The following is a 16,477-nucleotide window of genomic DNA, read 5'->3' as shown; positions in this document are numbered from 1 at the left end:
GTGTGTCGGTGGTCATGGTTGCCTCCGGGGACGAGGTGGGGACGGCGGGGTCGGTGGTCACGGCGCCGGTCATCGCTGCCACACGTAGACCCGGTCCGGTTCGGGTTCGAAGATGCGGGCGTCGGCGATGCCGGGAAGCCCTGCCAGGGCACGGAATTCCGAGGCCATGGCGACGTAGGCGTCGCATTCGGCGACGATCGCGGGCTTGCAGGCGATCGGATCACGGACCACGGCGAAGGAATCGGAGGTGGAGACGAGCAGGGTGTAGAACCCGTCGAAACGCTCACCGAGCAGGCGCAGCGCCTTCTCGAGGTCCGCACCCTCCGCCAGGTGCTTCGCGACGAAGCGAGCGCCGACCTCGGTGTCGTTCCGGCTGTCGAACACCACGCCCTCGTCCTCGAGTTCGCGCTTGATCGACAGGTGGTTGGAGAACGACCCGTTGTGGACGAGGCACTGGTCCGGGCCCACGGCGAAGGGGTGGGATCCCGCTGCGGTGACGGCGGATTCGGTGGCCATTCGGGTATGGCCCACACCCTGCCAGCCGGACGCGGCCGGCAGACCGAAGTTCTCTGCGAGGATGCGCGGGTCACCCGTTCCCTTGAGCACGGTCACGTCGTCACCGAAACCGATGACGGTCCCTGTGGGTGCCACGGTGCGGACGGTGTCGGCGAGCAGAGCCGCGGGGACCGGGGCGTGCAGCACGGTGGTGGGGGCGAGATCGAGCGAGCCCACGCTCACACCGAGTGCGTCGCCGACGACCGCGGCGAGATCTGCGGGCGCGTCGAGTACCGAGACCGACGATTCGCCGGCGGGGGAGAAGGCCGGGTTGCCGTAGACGGCGACGCCCGCCGAATCCGGTCCGCGGTCCACCATCTGCCCGAGCATTCCGGTCAGCAGGCTGCCGAGCCGGGGTTCGAGCGAGGCGTCCCGCAGATGAAGTCCGACGATTCCGCACATGGTCGTCTCTCCTGTTCGATGGTCTGTTCGATGAATCCGGAAGAAGCCGAAGGGTTTTCAGAAGGCGGTCAGATAGCTGTCGATCTCCCACGGGGTCACGGTGTTGTGCCAGTGGAAGAACTCCTCGCGCTTGAGGGAGGCGAAGTAGTCGGAGACCTTCGCGCCGGCCGCGTCGAGGGCGCCGGCGACGACCGTGTCGGCCTCGAGCGCATCCATCGCGTGCAGGAGCGTCATCGGCAGCGTGTCGGTGGAGCCGCCGACTCCCGGAGCGCCCGGGTCGAGGTCGCGCTCGATGCCGTCCAGGCCGGCGGCGACAGTCGCGGCCGTCGCGAGATAGGGATTCGCAGAGCCGTCCCCGCCGCGCAGTTCGACGCGGTTGTGGTCGGGGACGCGCAGGTAGTGCGTGCGATCGTTGCCGCCGTAGGTCGCGTACCGGGGCGACCAGGTCGCGCCGGAGGAGGTGCTGGTCGCGCCGGTGCGCTTGTAGGAGTTGACCGTCGGCGCGATGACGCCCTGCAGTGCGCAGGCGTGCTCGAGGATCCCGGCGATGAAGGAGTAGGCGGTCTTCGACAGGCCCAGGCCGCGCGGGTCGGATGCGTCGGGGAACGCCGAGGCGCCGTCGCTCCACAGGGACAGGTGCATGTGCATGCCCGATCCCGTGCGGTCGGCGAACGGCTTGGGCATGAACGTGGCGGTCATGCCGCGCTGTTCGGCGAGCACCGAGATCAGGTAGCGCAGGGTCACCACCCGGTCGGCGGTGGTCAGCGCGTCGGCGTACTGGAAGTTCTGCTCGAACTGGCCGTTGCCGTCCTCGTGGTCGTTGGCGTAGTTGCCCCACCCGAGGGTGTTCATCGCCTCCGAGATCGACGTCAGGTGCTCGTACATGCGGGTCACGTCGCGGGCGTCGTAGCAGGGCTGGCGGGAGGTGTCGAGCGCGTCGGCAGTGCGCAGCGTCCCGTTCTCGTCCTTGTTGACCAGGAAGTATTCGATCTCGGCGCCGACGTTGACCTCGAGGCCCAGCTCGGCGGCTCGTGCAAGCACGGACTTGAGGATCACACGCGGTGCGTACGGCCACGGCTTGCCCTCGACGTGCGGGTCGCAGTGCACCAGCGCGAGACCCGGGCGGACGAACGGGATCGGAGTGAAGGAGGAGGCGTCGGGAATGGCGACGAGGTCGGGATCCTTCGGAACCTGGCCCATCGAGCCGGCAGCGTAGCCGGCGAAGCCGACGCCCTCGGTCTCGAGTTCCTCGACGGATTCGACGGGAACGAGCTTGGCACAAGGCTTTCCGGACAGGGTGGTGAAGACGGCGAGGATGAAACGGGTACCGGCCGCGTGGGCGAGCTCGGTCAGGCTCGGGGACTCGGATGCCGCGGGGACATGGCCGTTCGTGGACGGGAGGCGCAGCACGGACGTGTCGGTGGCTTCCAGCGTCATGGGGGCTCCTCGGATTCGACTGGTGGTTTCACTATAGGAATCGGTGTCGAATACAAGGAAACAGGGTGCCCATGACGAGAGTGTTACGTGACAGTGAGATCGCCGTGACGGTTCCCGGCGACGTGCTACAGAAATGGAAAACAGCGGCGGGACGGCCGATGGCCGTCCCGCCGCTGCGGTGTTCGGAAAAGGGTGCTCTACCGGAGGCCGAACGAGTTCCCGATGATGTCGCGCTGGATCTCGTTGGTGCCGCCGTAGATCGTGGCGCCGAGAGCAGCTCGTACGTGCTGCGCCATGTCGAACTCGGTGGAGTAGCCGTAGCCGCCCATCATCTGCATGCCTTCGAGGGCAGTGTTCTTCGCGACCTCCGTCGCCTTGAGCTTCGCCATCGACGACGCGCGGGCCAGGCCCTGCGGATCGTCACCGGCATCGGCGCGGTGGGCGACGCTGTAGACGAGCAGACGGGTGCACTCGAGCTCCGTGGCGAGATCGGCGATGCGGTGCTTGATCGCCTGATACGAGCCGACCCGATTGCCGAACTGGATGCGCTCGGAGACGAACGCCAGAGCGTCGTCGAAGGCGCGTTCGGCGACGCCGAGCATCTGCGCGGCGAGGATCAGCCGTTCGGTCGCCAGGCCGGGCATGAGCTGGGCCCATCCCTGGCCGACCTCCCCGACCACCGAGTCGGCGGGCAGCACGCAGTCGGTGAAGTAGAGGTCGTTGACCTCGGTGCCGCCCAGCGTGTCGATGCCCTTGATCGTCAGCCCCGGCGTGTCGGCCGGAACGTGGAACATGGTGAGCCCGTGGTGCTTCTTCTCGCCCCGCTCGGTGCGGGCGACCAGCAGGATGCTGTCGGCCTGATGAGCATTGGTGATCCACGTCTTCTGGCCGTTGATCACCCAGCCGTCCGCGGTGCGCTCGGCGCGGCAGGACAGCGCTGCGACATCGGATCCGGCCTCCGGCTCGGACATCGCGATCGCCAGCGCCGCACCCTCGGCGAGCCGGCCCAGCACCGTCCGCTTGAGCTCTTCGCTCGCGAACTTGGTGTAGATCCCGGCGGTGATGAGAGTCGTGCCGTGCCACGGGACCGGGGCCAGGCCGCGGTGGAGCTCCTCGAGCAGGACGCACAGATCGACGTGGTTGCCGCCGGCTCCGCCGTACTCCTCGGGGATGTTGATCGCAGCCCAGCCGAGTTCGGCGATCCGCCGGTTCAGCTCGAGGCTGTGCCCTTCCCGGCCGCAGTCGGTGAGTTTGTCGCGCTGTTCGCGCGTGCCCACCTCACGGCGGCAGAATTCGCGGACGGCAGTCCCGAACTCGCGCTGCTCCTCGCTGAGCATCACAGTCATGGAGATCTCCTGGTCGAAATGGAAAGGGTGCCGATCAGGCGGGTTCGCCGACGCGGACTCGGGTGTCCCGGGACTCGTCGTCGTGATCGCCCGCCGTTCCGGAGGTGAAATGACGGCGCATGGAAGCCGCTGCGACGAAGGAGATCACGGCGGTGACGACCAGGATCGCGGCGAGCGGCCACCAGTGCTTCGATCCGTCCGTCGGTACCAGAGCAGCGGCGACCAGGGGCGTAGGAGCCGCCCAGGCGACGCCCGAGAACGCGCTGCACAGGGCGACACCGCTGTACCGGACCTCGGTGGGGAACAGGTCGGCGGTCATGCTCGACACCACGGCATAGGTGGTGGCGTGACCGAGGACGAGGGCAGCCGAGAACGCGACGATCATCAGCCCCATGTTTCCCGTGTTGAACAGCAGGAAGAGGGGGAAGGCGAACAGGCCCGTGAACACCACGCCGCCGATGAAGACGGTCCACGCCGACAGGCGGTCGCACAGGATGCCGACGCCGACCATCGCGAACAGGTCGATGGTCGCGGCGACCAGCAGGATCATCAGTGTGTCGCTCTTGGAGAACCCGTGGACGTTCGTCGCCATCGTGAGCATGTACGTGGTGATCAGATAGAACAGCACGATCACGCTGGCCTGCAGGCCGATGCCGGCGAGGACTCGACCCGGCAACGTCCGCAGAACCGTGAGGATGGGGCGGTCCGTGACCGAACCCGTCTCCTTCACCTCGGCGAACTCGCTCGACTCCTCGACACCGAGCCGGATGATCAGGCCGATGACCACGAGAACGAAGCCGGCGAGGAACGGAATCCGCCACCCCCAGGACATCAGTTGCTCGTTGGGCATCCGGGCGACGAAGTACATGACGACGGTCGCCAGTACCAGCGCGAGCGGGCTGGCGATCTGCGGAGCGGATCCGTAGAAGCGCTCCCGGGCCTTCGGCGCGTTCTCGACGCTCATGAGCACGGCACCGCCCCACTCGCCGCCGACCGCGACACCCTGCAGGAAGCGGAGGGCAGTGAGCATGACGGGAGCCCAGATGCCGACCTGATCCCAGGTGGGCAGCAGACCGATGAGGCCGGTGGAGGCACCCATCACGGTCAGCGTCGTGATCAGCGTCGTGCGGCGGCCCAGGCGGTCACCGAGATGGCCGAAGATGAACGCGCCGACCGGGCGGGCGAGGAAGGCGACACCGAGGGTCGCGAAGGAGGCCAGGATGCCGACATTCGATCCCAGCTTCGGGAAGAAGATCGTCGAGAAGACGAGCGTGGCGGCTGTGGCGTAGATGAAGAAGTCGAACCACTCGACGGTGGTGCCGACGAGACTGGCGAGGAACGCGCGTTTTTGCTGCTTGGTTCCGAAGCTGGAAGCGGCGTGTGCGGTCATGGATGTGCCCTTTCGGCGGGACTTTCCTGTGGAGCGGGGGAATTTCCTTCTGTAGAGCTGGGGGTCGAACGTGGTGTGCGGTCAGAATTCCGCGTGCCCGCCCGAGAGGACACCGGTGTCGCCGATGCGTGCGTCGAAGTCGACGTTCGTGCCGGCGGCCTGTGCCCGGACGGTCAGCGTGGCGTCGGGCAGAACCGGCGCCGCGAAGCGGGCTCGGAGCTCCCGGAGTTCCCACGGCTGGGCTCCGGCGACCTCGGCGACGGTGCGCGCCGCGATGCCCAGCGTGCACAGGCCGTGCAGGATGGGTCGTTCGAAGCCGTAGCCCGAAGAGACCTCCGGGTCGATGTGGACGGGATGCAGATCGCCGGTGAGGCGGTACAGGGCCGGCAGGTTTGCGGCGATGTGGGAATCCTGCCGGAACGGAGCGGATTCGAGATCGATCCGCGGCGCGGAGGGTGCGCGTTCACCGCCCCAGCCGCCCGAGCCGGGCAGGTGGATCGCGTAGGTCGCGGTGAACTGCTCGCACTCGACGGCGATGTCGACGGTCGCCGCGGATCCCTTGTCCCAGACGTCGGCGACGCGGGCACGCATCTCGAGCTTGCCCGAGCGAGGGAAGGGCGCATGGACTGTCAGCTGCTGTGCCGCGTGGAGCGACTTCAGCCGGTCGTAGGCGCCGAGCTCGCCGGCTTCCTCGACCGCCCACAGGCCCAGACCCAGGCCGAAGGTCGGCAGCACGTGCAGATCCCGCTCGTAGACCAGCGGCAGCTGGTCCGGGCGCGCGCCGACGCACAGCGCGTAGAGGATCGCGTCGGATTCGTCGTACGAGACGACACGGCTACCGAGGTCGTAGCCCTTCAGGGAGGCAACTGCGTTCATGAGCTTTCCTTGGGGTGGAGAGGGTGTCAGGAGGCGGAGGCGCCGTGCCGCTCGGAGGCCGCGGCGACGGCCTCGTGTCGAGCGGTGCTGTCCATCAAGCGGATTCGAGTGGCCTGCCATGCGGCGTCGTCGTAGTCTCCGTCGTCGAGTCTGCGGAGCAGGTCCCGTGTCGTGGAGAAGGCGTCCTCCGGGAGACCGACGAGCCGCTCCGCAAGCGTCAGAGCGTGCTCGCGCGGATCCCCGTCCGCGGAATGGGTGGCCAGTCCGCTGCGTACCGCGTCGTCGGCGTCGAATCGTTCGGCGAGCACCAGCAGCCGGGTGACCGTCGTGCGGGGCAGCGTGGCGTGGACCCGGCGGATCGACGCCGGGTTGTACAGCAACCCGAGTTCGACGGCCGGGACCCGGAACCATGCTCGCGGGCCGACGATCCGGACGTCGCACGAGGTGGCGAGCTCGACACCGGCGCCGACGCATGCCCCGTCGACGACGGCGACGACGGGAACCGCGCTGTTGCGGATCGAGGCGCATGCGTCCTCGAGATCCCGGTCGTAGTCGAGGTCGGCGGAAGTGCCTGTCAGATCGGCGAAGTCCGCGCCCGCACAGAACACCCGTCCCGAACTCGTGAGGACCACGGCACGGATTCCGTCCGGCAGGTCGGTGAAGACCCGGCGGAGTTCGCGGAGAAGTTCCCGGGAGAGAGCGTTGCGCCGGTCCGGACGGTCGAGGACGATCTCGAGGACGCCCCCGTGGCGCCGGCAGTCGAGCCCGGCGGTCACGACACCGGCTCCGGGACCGGCCGGGACGCCCAGCGCTCGCGCACCGGAGCGTAGTCGAAACCGAGTGCCGACTCCAAGGACTCCGCGAGGTTCAGCAGGTCGGCGTCGCGGCCGCGAGCGGTGACCAGCTGGACACCGATCGGCAGTCCTTCCGAGGTCCCCGCGGGAAGCGAGATCGCAGGTGTTGCAGCGACATTGAACGGCGAGGTGAAGGGGAAGGCGCCCCACAACCAGTCCGCCTTCTCGCCGTCGATCGTCTTCGGCCGCTGTTCGTGGGGGAACGCAACGGTCGCGACCGTGGGGGTGAGGATCGCGTCGAAGTCGTGCAGGAAGCTGTCGACACGGCGGCGGAAATCACCCAGTGCCTCGCGTGCGAGGGCGACCTCGGCGCTGGTCAGCTGCTCCGCGGCGCGCAGGCTTGCGCGTTCGTACGGGGTGAGCAGTTCCGGACGTTCGAGCAGATGCGCCCGCTCGCGGAGTTCGTCGTCGAGCACGAGGGGCCCGAAGATCTCGTTCCAGCCGTGGATCGGGATGTCGGTCTCGACGACCTCGTGACCGAGATCCGACAGGATGGAGGCGGCGGCCTCGACCGTGCGGACGACGGCGGGATCGACGGGACGTCCGTCCGGACGTGGGCAGAAGGCGATCCGTCGGTTCGGTACCGAGGCACGGGCGAAACTCGTCTCGGCGAGGATCTCGGTCATGATGCGGGCGTCGTCCACCGTCCAGGCGAGCGGACCGGCCGTGACGAAGTCCGTCATCGCCCGGAAGCCGCGCTCGTCCGCACACAAACCGGTGGTCGGCTTGTATCCCACGAGGCCGCTGAAGGCCGCGGGGATCCGGATGGATCCGCCGCCGTCCGAACCGAGTCCGATCGTGGCGAGGCCGGCACCGACCGAGGCCGCCGCGCCGCCACTCGAACCGCCCGGGGTCCGCGTCGGATCCCACGGGTTGCCGGTCTCGGGACCGAGCAGGTTGTCGCTGGTGGCGGACTGGCAGAACTCGGGAACGCTCGTCTTGCCCGGCATCACGGAACCCGCTGCACGCAGGCGGGCGACGGCACCGGAATCCGACCGGGCGACGCGCCCGCGCTGGGTCAGCGATCCGAGGCCGGTCTCCGTGTCCGCGAGGTGGAAGGCGTCCTTGATGGATACCGGGACCCCGAGGAGCGGGGCGCGCTCCCCGCGGGAGTACCGATCGGCCGCGTCGGCCGCCTGGAAACGAGCCAGATCGGCCGTGACCGTCACGTAGGCGCGCACCTCCGGATCGAATCGCTCGATCCGGTCGAGGACCTCCTCGGTGACGTCGATGGGGTTCAGGTCACCACGCGCGTAGGCGTCGGTGAGCTCACGGATGGGCAGGTGCAGCGGGTTCTCAGCCATGCGGGTGCACCCCACCGCTGATGCCGTAGACCTCGCCGGTGACGTAACCGGCGTCGGGTCCGACCAGGAACGACACCAGCCCGGCGACGTCCTCGGGGCGGCCGACACGGCCGACGAGGGAGCGGTTCTCGGCGTAGCCGGAGAAGAACTCGTCCGGGTAGATCTTGCGGAGGAAGTCGTTGTAGATCAGGCCCGGGGTGATGGCGTTGACCCGGATGCCGTGCTTGCCGTTCTCGGCGGCGGCGACGCGGGTGAGGGCAAGGACACCGGCCTTGGCTGCGGAGTAGGCGGCGCCGTGCTCCGTGCTGGTCTCGTAGGCGGCGATCGAGCTGATGTTGACGATTGCGCCGGAGTTGTTCTTCTGCATCACCGGAAGCGCGTAGCGCATGGTGTAGAAGGTGCCGTTCAGGTCGACATCGAGGCAACGCTTCCAGGTCTCGGAGGACATCTCGGCGACGGGCTCGATCTTGCTCCAGCCGGCGTTGTTGACGAGAACGTCGAGGCGGCCCTTCTTCGCGGCGATCTCGGACACGACGGCCTCGACCCGGGCCTCGTCGGTGACGTCGAGGACGTAGCTGTCGAAGTCGCGTCCGTGCTCGCCGGCCAGCTTCGCGGCCAGTTCCTGGCTGCGGCGCTCGTGGACGTCGGTGATGACGACATCGAAACCGTCGGCGGCGAGGCGGGTGGCGATGGCGGCGCCGATTCCTGCGCCCGCGGCGGCGGTGACGAGGGCGGTGGGACGTTCTTGCATCATGGAGCCTTTCGGAAGGACGGTGTTCTGGAAGTGATTGATCGGTAGCGCTTCTCAGGGGAGAAGTCGGCGAAGCGTCTCGATCGACTGCTCGGGCTGGTCCACGAGCATCAGGTGGCCGGCACCGGTGATCTCGGAGTAGGTGGCGTGCTCGATCGCACCGAGGATGATGTCCGCGGCCTTCTTCGGGCAGAAGGTGTCGTGGTCGGCACCGACGATCGCGACCTCGGTCTCGCTCCCGATCCGGGCCAACTCGGGGGTGAGCGGCGACTCGACCAGTGCGGCCATGGCGGTGGAGGCGTTGATGTAACCCTGCGCCCCGCCGACGGCTTCGAGCCGGAAGTCCGTGACGGCGTCGAGGTCGGAGTCCGGGCTGTGCAGGGCAGCAGCGGTATCGGCGCGGAGGGCGGTGCGCTGCTCCTCGGCGTCGGTGCCGCGGAAGAGTTCGATGCGGCCGGCGTAGAAGCCTGCCGCTCCGCGGCCGACGACACTCGAGGTGCCCAGTGCGACGACCTTCGTCACGAGGTCGGGGCGCTCGGCCGCGGCGGAGAGGACGACGGTGCCGCCGAGAGAGAAGCCGACGCAGATCGCGGGACCGGTGACCTCTTCGAGGAAGGCGATCAGATCGTCGCGCAGCTGGGCGAGAGTGCCGGCGGGCGAGCCGACGGTGGTGCGTCCGTGCCCACGGAGGTCGTAGGCGTAGGTGGTCACCGGCAGTCCGGCTTCCTGGACGGCGCGCCAGCTGCGGTGATCTTCGGCGAGTCCGTGGATCAGCACGACCGCGGGGCCCTCACCGGCGCGGGTGTAGGTCACGTCGATGTCGCGGAGCGTGACGGTCTGCGTCGTGAGGTCGACGGTGCTGCTGGTCATATCTTCTCCTGACGAGATCAGTTCTCTGAGAACGTTCTTGCGGATCTTCCCGGCGGGGGTCTCCGGCATGGTGGGCAGAATGCGGATCGACTCCGGCCACAACCTCCGAGGCACGTCGCGATCCGCGAGCCATCCGACGAGTTCGTCGAAGGTCGGGGCGGCGCCGAGCGGCTGGATCACCGCGCAGATCCGTTCACCGAGTCGGTCGTCGGGGCCGCCGACGACGGCCACGCGCGCGACCTGCGGGTGCCCCGAGACGGCGTTCTCGATCTCGACGGGGGAGATGTTGACGCCGCCGCGGATGATGAGGTCCTTGAGACGTCCGGTCAGACGCAGGTAGCCGTTGTCGTCCACGATTCCGGTGTCGCCGGTGCGGAACCAGCCGTCGTTCGTGAACGACTCGCGGTAGAGCTGTTCCTGGCCGATGTAGCCGAGGAAGAGCGACGGGGTACGCATGACGATTTCACCGTCGGTCCCGCGCGGTGCGAGCGTGCCGTCCTCGCGGATCGTCTCGAGCGTCACGCCGGGCATCACCTTGCCACAGGTGTGCGCAACGAGCTCCGTGGAGTCGCCCGGCAGGCTCGAGGTCGCGCCGCCCTCGCTCATCGCCCAGATCGCCGCGATACGGGTGTCGGGCATCTGTTCCTGCGCCAGTTCGATGAGGCTCGGGGCGACGGGGGCGCCGCCGCACAGGAAGATCCGCATCCCGGCCAGCTTGGGTGCTGTGGAATCCCATTCGGTGTCGACGATGTCCTTGAGGAAAGGAGTTGCGGCCACGGTGATCTCGCAGCCGTACTTCTCGACGAGCTCGAGCGCCCGGCGGGGCTTCCAGGCATCCTGCAGGACGAGGGAGGCACCCGTCATCAGCGACATCCGGGCGCCGTGCCAGAAGCCCGTGCTGTGACCGAGCGGGGAGGGCATGAAGATCGGCCGTTCACCGGAGACCTCGTAGCGGTCGATGACCATCCGGTTATAGGCGCTCAGGCTCGCCTCGGAATGTGCGATCGCCTTCGACTTTCCGGTGGTGCTCGACGAGAACAGCACGTGGACCAGGTCGTCCGGATAGGCCGGGATCGTCACCGGTGCGCCGCCGAAGGTACGCCAGGTGCGGGTTCCGTCACCGTCGACGAGGAGGATCTTCACCTCGCGTCCGAGTTCTTCTGCCAGAACCTCGGATTCGGCGACGAAGTCGCGGCCGCGATGTTCGAGGGGAAGCACGACAACCTTCGCACCCACGAGGTTCGCGGTGTAGGCGATGGATCGGGGGTCGGTGGTCACCGGCAGGGTGCCGGCGATCATCCCGCGTCGCGCGACACCCAGATAGGACGTCATCCACTCGGTCCAGTTGGGCATGCAGACGATGGCGAGATCGCCTTCGCCCAGACCATGGACGGCAAGTTCCTGCTCGACCTCGCCGGCCAGCTCCCACAGTTCGGCGCGGGACAGGGCGTGTCCTCGGTCGTCGCAGACGGCGAGGGCGTGGGGATCGCGCTCGAGGTGGTCGAGGAAGAGTTCGAGGGGAGTCCGGGTGCCGGCGGTGTGGCCCTGCACGACGGTGGCGAGAGTGGTTGCGCGGGAATTCACGGGGGACTCCGTTTCGGTGGAAGCCGGATGAAGAAGCAAAAGAGGCGTCGCGGGAAGGGACGCGATGTCGATGAAACGATTCTGGAGTAGTAACGTGGCTCACGTCAAGAGAGTGACGTCGCTTTTTTGTTAACTCTGATGAACATTGTGTTGAACGGCTACGATGCCCGCAACGAAAGGAGGGACATGTCGCACCTGCCGAACACCACCAAGGGGCGCCGTACCCGCACCAAGCTGCTGGAAGCGGCGCGCTCGGTCTTTGCTCGCGACGGTTACGTCGGCGCCACCATGAGTGGCGTCGCGACGGAAGCCGGGATGTCGCTCGGGGGGTTGTACAGGTACTTCAGTGACAAGGAGGACCTGTTTGCGACGTTGATCGCCGACACGCACGACGATCTGTTCCGTGCCAGTGGTGCGACCGAGCACCGCATCGAGGACGATCCGTACCAGGCGCTGCTCGAAGCGAACACCGGTTACCTGTCTCACTACTACGAAAACCGCGACATCATGCGGACTCTCGTCGAGGCTGCGAGCGTCGACCCGCGTTTCCGCGAGATCTGGTGGTCGATGCGCAATCGGCACATCGACCGGTTCACCACCGTGCTCAAGGTGAAGTGTGGCATGGACACGGTCGGCGGTCTCAACGTGCGGGGCGTGGTCGAGGCCGCCGCGTGCATGGTGGAACAGTCCGCCTACGTCTGGTATGCCCAGGATGCTCTCCAGCGGTCTCCGATGCCGGTCGAGCAGGGAGCGCAGATCGTCACGCGCATCTGGCACCGCGCTTTCTTCGGATCCGGCAACTGACGAACTCTTCGTTCGGGCCGCGGGCTTCATGGCCCGCGGCCCGAAAGTCGTGCTTCCGAGAGGAATCGGTTACACGCGTTAACCGAGCGGCAACCCATCGCTGCGTTTCTTCGCATTATCGTGTGTTTCACGTCAGCGATCGACGTTTCGCCGCACAGCGCGCGTTCGCGCATTCCTTTCCGAGGAGTTCTCATGTCCGAGACCACGACCACAGCACCCGTTTTCCGGGTGACCTCCGGATTCTGGAAGACGCTCCCGCAGATGTCGCTCGACGAATTCCCGGGAACGAAGGGGTACATCGACGACGTCTATCCGAACCCCGACGGATCGGAGATGGCGGCGGGGTACTTCGCCCTCGAACCCACCGAGGCTCCGCTCGACTACATGTACGAGTACGACGAGATGAAGGTGGTTCTCGACGGCGAGTTCCGCCTCGAGAACCTCGACACCGGGCAGGTCGAGATCGCGCGAGCTCGCGATGCGATCTTCTTTCCCAAGGGATCTCGCATCCGCTTCACCACCCCCGAGGGCGCGCTCGCGTTCTACGTCGGCCACCGGTCCTTCGCGCCGTAGGTGATGCGATGAGCGTCTGTATGGATACCACCAGCGTGCCGAGATGGGAGGAAGAGCGGCGCATCGCAGAGGGCGGACGCTCGGTGACCATTCTGTCCTTCGGTGACGCCGCACTCGCGCAAGCGCGGAGTCTCGTGTCGTCCTTCGGAGGCCGTCGAGTCGGCTGGTTACGACTGCCGACCGTGTGGGGTGACACCGCGGCGGAGGTCCTCGAACGTCAACTGAGTGCCGCCCGGGTGGGGTGGCGACTGGTTCTCGTCGGGCCGGAGGCTGCAGTGCTGTCGGCGCGAGCGGCGGCCGTGGCCGGAGGACTTCTCGACGCCGAGATCCTCCCCGTTCCGATCGACGTGACGACGCGCAGCGTCTACTGCGCGCACTGTCACGCCACGCATCTCGCGGAGGTCGGGATCGGACAGTGCACGACATGTCCGACCTGTGCATCGGAACTGGTCGTCTACCACCATGTTTCGCGCCTGCACGGCGCCTATCTCGGCTACATGATCGATGCGGAGGAGCTCTGATGACGCTGATGTCGGATGCCTCGGCAGGGTATGCGCGTGCCGAGACGGACCTGTATCTGTCGGTCACCGACACGATCGAATTGTCTCCCACCGTCCGGCACGTTCGCCTGGCCGATCCGGGAGGTCGGTCGTTGCCGTCCTTCACTCCCGGCAGTCACGTCGTCGTCGCGTGCGGCACGGGACCCGACGGGCGAGCGCGGCGCAATTCCTATTCGCTGACCGGTCCCTCGTTCGAACCCGACCACTACGCGATCTCGGTGCGGCTCGAGGAATCCGGACGCGGCGGGTCGCGGTGGATCCAGGACCTGAGGGTCGGCGATCGTGTTTCGATCTCCACCCCGCGTAGCGCTTTCGCTCCGGTCCTCACGGCCCGGCACCACGTGCTCGTCGCGGGTGGCATCGGAGTCACCCCGATACTGTCCCACGTCCGCGCCGCCGTGCAGTGGGCGCGCTCGTTCGAGGTGCACTACGTTTTCCGCGACGGGGACGGCCCCCACCTCGAAGAACTGCGGAAACTCTGCGGGGACCGATTGCGGACCTACGATTCGAAGGATCGCTTCCGTGCCCACGTGGACTCCGTGCTGCTGGATCAGCCCATCGGGGCGCACATGTACGTCTGCGGCCCGTCCGGTCTCATCGACGACCTCGCAACGCGTGCCCGGGCCGCCGGATGGCCCGACGCGCGCGTCCACTACGAGCACTTCGGTGTCGGCGCGCTCGACCCGGGCGCGCCGTTCACCGCGCACCTGCGCCGCAGTGGTCTCGATGTCGTGGTCGACTCCGGCGTGAGCCTGCTCGAAGCACTCGAATCCGAAGGGATCGCGGTACCCAACCTCTGCCGGCAGGGCGTGTGTGGCGAATGCCGCCTGCCCGCTACCGGTGGTGGGATCGACCATCGCGACCTGTATCTCGGTGAGGCGGAGAAGGAAGTGGGGGATTGCCTGATGCCGTGTGTCTCCCGCGCGAGCGGAGAGAGATTGGAGTTGGATCTGTGAGTGCAACAATAGATTTCGCGATCCGTGACAGCGGCACCGATCTTCCGGATCGGATTGCACGTTTCCCGTTTCCGTTCGCCCGCGACACCTACCGCTACAGCACCAACCTCGAACCCGCCGGAAGCGTGGTGGAAACTGCTGCGGGCGGATGGGGCCGGCATCCCGTCGACATCGACGGCTGCTACCTCGACGACCTCGCCGAGCGTGAGCGCATTCTCGCTGCCGATCACACTCGCTTCCAATCCCTTCCGCACATGGAGATCGCGCAGTGGGACGCGATGGTCACGCTCATGCGGATGCTCACCGACGCCGACCCGCGCACGTTCGCGCTCGACCGTGACGGCGCGATCCTGCGCTGGAGCAACCGGGTGCTCGACGTCGAACAGGCCTTCGTCTTCGGTGAGCGGTCCACGCTTCCCGAGTCTCCGCTGCGCTTCATCGGCAGGCAGATCCAGGAGGACGTCGTGTTGCTCGACCAGCGCGAGGGAGCGCTGTGGGGTGACGCCGGCCTGGTGACCTTCGCGGCCGACTGGTCGCTGCGCTTCGACGTCGGCATGAGTTTTCTCCAGATCCACGGTCCGGTACCGCGTGTCCATGCCGAAGGGGTGATCCCGCGCGCCCAGCAGTTCCTCATGGGGCTGCAGCCGGGACAGTGCTACCGGCGCACCAACTGGTCGCTCAGCGTCGATCGCCGGCTCGACCAGTCCACCGAGACCTATCCCGAATGGGGCCGGGACCGGCGACTGCTCGCCGAGGGACCTCTCGAAGACGTGGGGCGGCGGCTGCACCTGCGCGTCGAGGTCCAGCACCTCGTGCGCCTCGGTACGTCCGGCGCGATCATGTTCCTCATCCGCACCTACCTGCTGTCGTTCGAGGACATCGCCCGGGTGCCCGAATGGGCCGACCGCCTCTACCGTGTGCTCGACGAACTGCCCGAGGACATGGCCGATTACAAGGGCATCACCCGCACCCGCGAGCCGGGTCTGAAGTGGCTGCGCGAATTCGGAGGTGTCCGCCCCTGACCGTCGTGCGCGTTTTCGGTAGCGGTGGCTACCGAAAACGCGCACGGGCACGGGCTATCCGGAGGACTTGGAGTGCTCGGACTTCACCTCCATGATCCGCATCTTCGGGATGGGGCCGTAGCTCAACGAGTCCGACATGTTCAGTTGCTTCGCCGCCGCCGCGGCATGGACGTTGGCCTTGGCCACGTGGGGATCGCCCTCGAGTTCGTACAGCGTGACCGACGGGCCACCGTCGGCGTCGGCAGGGCTCAGGCGCGTGGCGCCCACGAATCCGTCGAGCGCGACCACCTCGGGGATGTGGACCTCGTCGTACCACTTGTTGAACTCTTCCAGCCGCTCGGGGTGGGAGGGGTACGACTCGACGAGCAGGTAGTGCTTCATTGGTGTTCCTGTCTGTGAGAAGTTGTGTCGAACAAGGGATTCAGACGCGAACGACCCAGCCGCCGTCGATGTTGAGGGTGTGGCCGGTCACCCAGTCGCTTCCCGAGGACACGAGGTACAGCAGACCGGGGACGAGTTCCTCCGGTTCGCCGAAAGGGAACGGGATGGCGTGCTTGACCATTTCCTTGAGTTCCGGCGGTGATGCGATCGAACCGGCTTCGGTGTTGACCATTCCGGGTGCGATGGCGTTCACGCGAATTCCGAACGGCGCCAGCTCGCGGGCCAGCGACACGGTCATACTCACCAGCCCGAGCTTGGTGATGCCGTATGCCTGTGCGGCCATGAAGGCACCGCTCGAGGACTGGTTCACGATCTTGCCGTAGCCGCGTTCCTTCATGTACGGCACCACGGCGCGGGTGCACAGCAGCGGGCCCGTCAGGTTGACGCCGAGCGTGCGGTTCCAGAGGTCGAGCTCCATCGTGGTGAGCGTCCCCTCGCCGACGACTTCGGCCATCAGGCCCGCGTTGTTCACCAGGATGTCGACGGACCCGAAGTGTTCCGCCGCGGTTGCCGCCATCTCGGTCGTGCTCGCTTCGTCGCTGACGTCGACACGGACCGCGAGTGCGCGATGACCCGCGGCTGTCAGTTCCTCGGCGGCCGCGGTCGCGGAATCGAGGTTGACGTCTGCGAGAACCACCGCTGCCCCGGCTTCGGCGAGACCCCGGGAATAGGCCCGGCCGATCCCGCCTCCGGCGCCGGTGACGATCGCGACCTTGCCGGACAGCTGTGGGGTGTCTGTCATGGATGTTCCT

Annotated in this window: 16 protein-coding genes; 5 read left to right on the top strand and 11 right to left on the bottom strand. The window is 67.3% G+C overall.

Annotated features, from left to right (window positions below; translation table 11 throughout):
* Nucleotides 1-69 precede the first annotated feature (69 nt).
* The 9 genes from M1M07_RS05835 to M1M07_RS05795 form a co-directional block, all read right to left on the bottom strand.
* Nucleotides 70-957, bottom strand: coding sequence for a glutamine amidotransferase (locus M1M07_RS05835; RefSeq protein WP_248673557.1), 888 nt, complete (start codon nt 955-957; stop codon nt 70-72).
* 57 nt (nt 958-1,014) lie between these two features.
* On the bottom strand, nt 1,015-2,394 hold the full coding sequence (glnT, locus tag M1M07_RS05830) for a type III glutamate--ammonia ligase (protein WP_248673556.1): 1,380 nt from the start codon (nt 2,392-2,394) through the stop codon (nt 1,015-1,017).
* A gap of 197 nt (nt 2,395-2,591) precedes the next feature.
* On the bottom strand, nt 2,592-3,740 hold the full coding sequence (locus tag M1M07_RS05825) for an acyl-CoA dehydrogenase family protein (RefSeq protein ID WP_197250117.1): 1,149 nt from the start codon (nt 3,738-3,740) through the stop codon (nt 2,592-2,594).
* 34 nt (nt 3,741-3,774) lie between these two features.
* Complete coding sequence (locus M1M07_RS05820) at nt 3,775-5,130, bottom strand: MFS transporter (protein ID WP_248673555.1); 1,356 nt, start codon at nt 5,128-5,130, stop codon at nt 3,775-3,777.
* Between the two features lie 81 nt (nt 5,131-5,211).
* Nucleotides 5,212-6,006: a MaoC/PaaZ C-terminal domain-containing protein gene (locus M1M07_RS05815; RefSeq protein ID WP_248673554.1), complete on the bottom strand. Its 795-nt coding sequence runs from the start codon at nt 6,004-6,006 to the stop codon at nt 5,212-5,214.
* 26 nt (nt 6,007-6,032) lie between these two features.
* Nucleotides 6,033-6,782 carry an enoyl-CoA hydratase/isomerase family protein gene (locus M1M07_RS05810; RefSeq protein WP_197250121.1) on the bottom strand — a complete coding sequence of 250 codons (750 nt, stop codon included), beginning with the start codon at nt 6,780-6,782 and terminating at the stop codon, nt 6,033-6,035.
* Nucleotides 6,779-8,164, bottom strand: a complete 1,386-nt coding sequence (locus M1M07_RS05805) for an amidase (protein WP_197250122.1) — start codon at nt 8,162-8,164, stop codon at nt 6,779-6,781. Before M1M07_RS05805 ends, M1M07_RS05810 begins: the two co-directional genes overlap by 4 nt.
* On the bottom strand, nt 8,157-8,918 hold the full coding sequence (locus M1M07_RS05800; protein ID WP_197250123.1) for an SDR family NAD(P)-dependent oxidoreductase: 762 nt from the start codon (nt 8,916-8,918) through the stop codon (nt 8,157-8,159). The genes M1M07_RS05805 and M1M07_RS05800 overlap by 8 nt, the downstream gene beginning before the upstream one ends.
* Before the next feature lie 51 nt (nt 8,919-8,969).
* Nucleotides 8,970-11,369, bottom strand: a complete 2,400-nt coding sequence (locus M1M07_RS05795; RefSeq protein WP_197250124.1) for an alpha/beta fold hydrolase — start codon at nt 11,367-11,369, stop codon at nt 8,970-8,972.
* Nucleotides 11,370-11,555: 186 nt separating this feature from the next.
* Here M1M07_RS05795 and M1M07_RS05790 point away from each other — a divergent pair, with 186 nt between their 5' ends.
* The 5 genes from M1M07_RS05790 (at nt 11,556) to M1M07_RS05770 (ending at nt 15,284) form a co-directional block, all read left to right on the top strand.
* Nucleotides 11,556-12,173, top strand: a complete 618-nt coding sequence (locus M1M07_RS05790; RefSeq protein WP_248673553.1) for a TetR/AcrR family transcriptional regulator — start codon at nt 11,556-11,558, stop codon at nt 12,171-12,173.
* 192 nt (nt 12,174-12,365) lie between these two features.
* Entirely contained in the window at nt 12,366-12,746 is a 381-nt protein-coding gene (locus M1M07_RS05785; protein ID WP_197250125.1) for an ethanolamine utilization protein, read from the top strand.
* Nucleotides 12,747-12,766: 20 nt separating this feature from the next.
* Nucleotides 12,767-13,267, top strand: a complete 501-nt coding sequence (locus M1M07_RS05780) for a dimethylamine monooxygenase subunit DmmA family protein (RefSeq protein ID WP_197250126.1) — start codon at nt 12,767-12,769, stop codon at nt 13,265-13,267.
* Nucleotides 13,267-14,262 carry a PDR/VanB family oxidoreductase gene (locus tag M1M07_RS05775; RefSeq protein WP_197250127.1) on the top strand — a complete coding sequence of 332 codons (996 nt, stop codon included), beginning with the start codon at nt 13,267-13,269 and terminating at the stop codon, nt 14,260-14,262. Before M1M07_RS05780 ends, M1M07_RS05775 begins: the two co-directional genes overlap by 1 nt.
* The gene (locus M1M07_RS05770; protein ID WP_248673552.1) at nt 14,259-15,284 is read left to right on the top strand and encodes a DUF3445 domain-containing protein; all 1,026 of its coding nucleotides are present in this window, start codon (nt 14,259-14,261) and stop codon (nt 15,282-15,284) included. Before M1M07_RS05775 ends, M1M07_RS05770 begins: the two co-directional genes overlap by 4 nt.
* 54 nt (nt 15,285-15,338) lie before the next feature.
* Here the strand turns inward: M1M07_RS05770 and M1M07_RS05765 are convergent, their stop codons facing one another.
* Both M1M07_RS05765 and M1M07_RS05760 read right to left on the bottom strand, forming a co-directional pair.
* Entirely contained in the window at nt 15,339-15,665 is a 327-nt protein-coding gene (locus M1M07_RS05765) for a DUF4286 family protein (protein ID WP_197250128.1), read from the bottom strand.
* Nucleotides 15,666-15,705: 40 nt separating this feature from the next.
* On the bottom strand, nt 15,706-16,467 hold the full coding sequence (locus M1M07_RS05760; protein WP_197250129.1) for an SDR family oxidoreductase: 762 nt from the start codon (nt 16,465-16,467) through the stop codon (nt 15,706-15,708).
* Nucleotides 16,468-16,477: the final 10 nt, after the last annotated feature.

The organism is Rhodococcus sp. HM1 (genome assembly GCF_023218075.1).
Classification (GTDB): Bacteria; Actinomycetota; Actinomycetes; order Mycobacteriales; family Mycobacteriaceae; genus Rhodococcus.
This window is presented reverse-complemented; position numbering and strand designations above follow the sequence as displayed.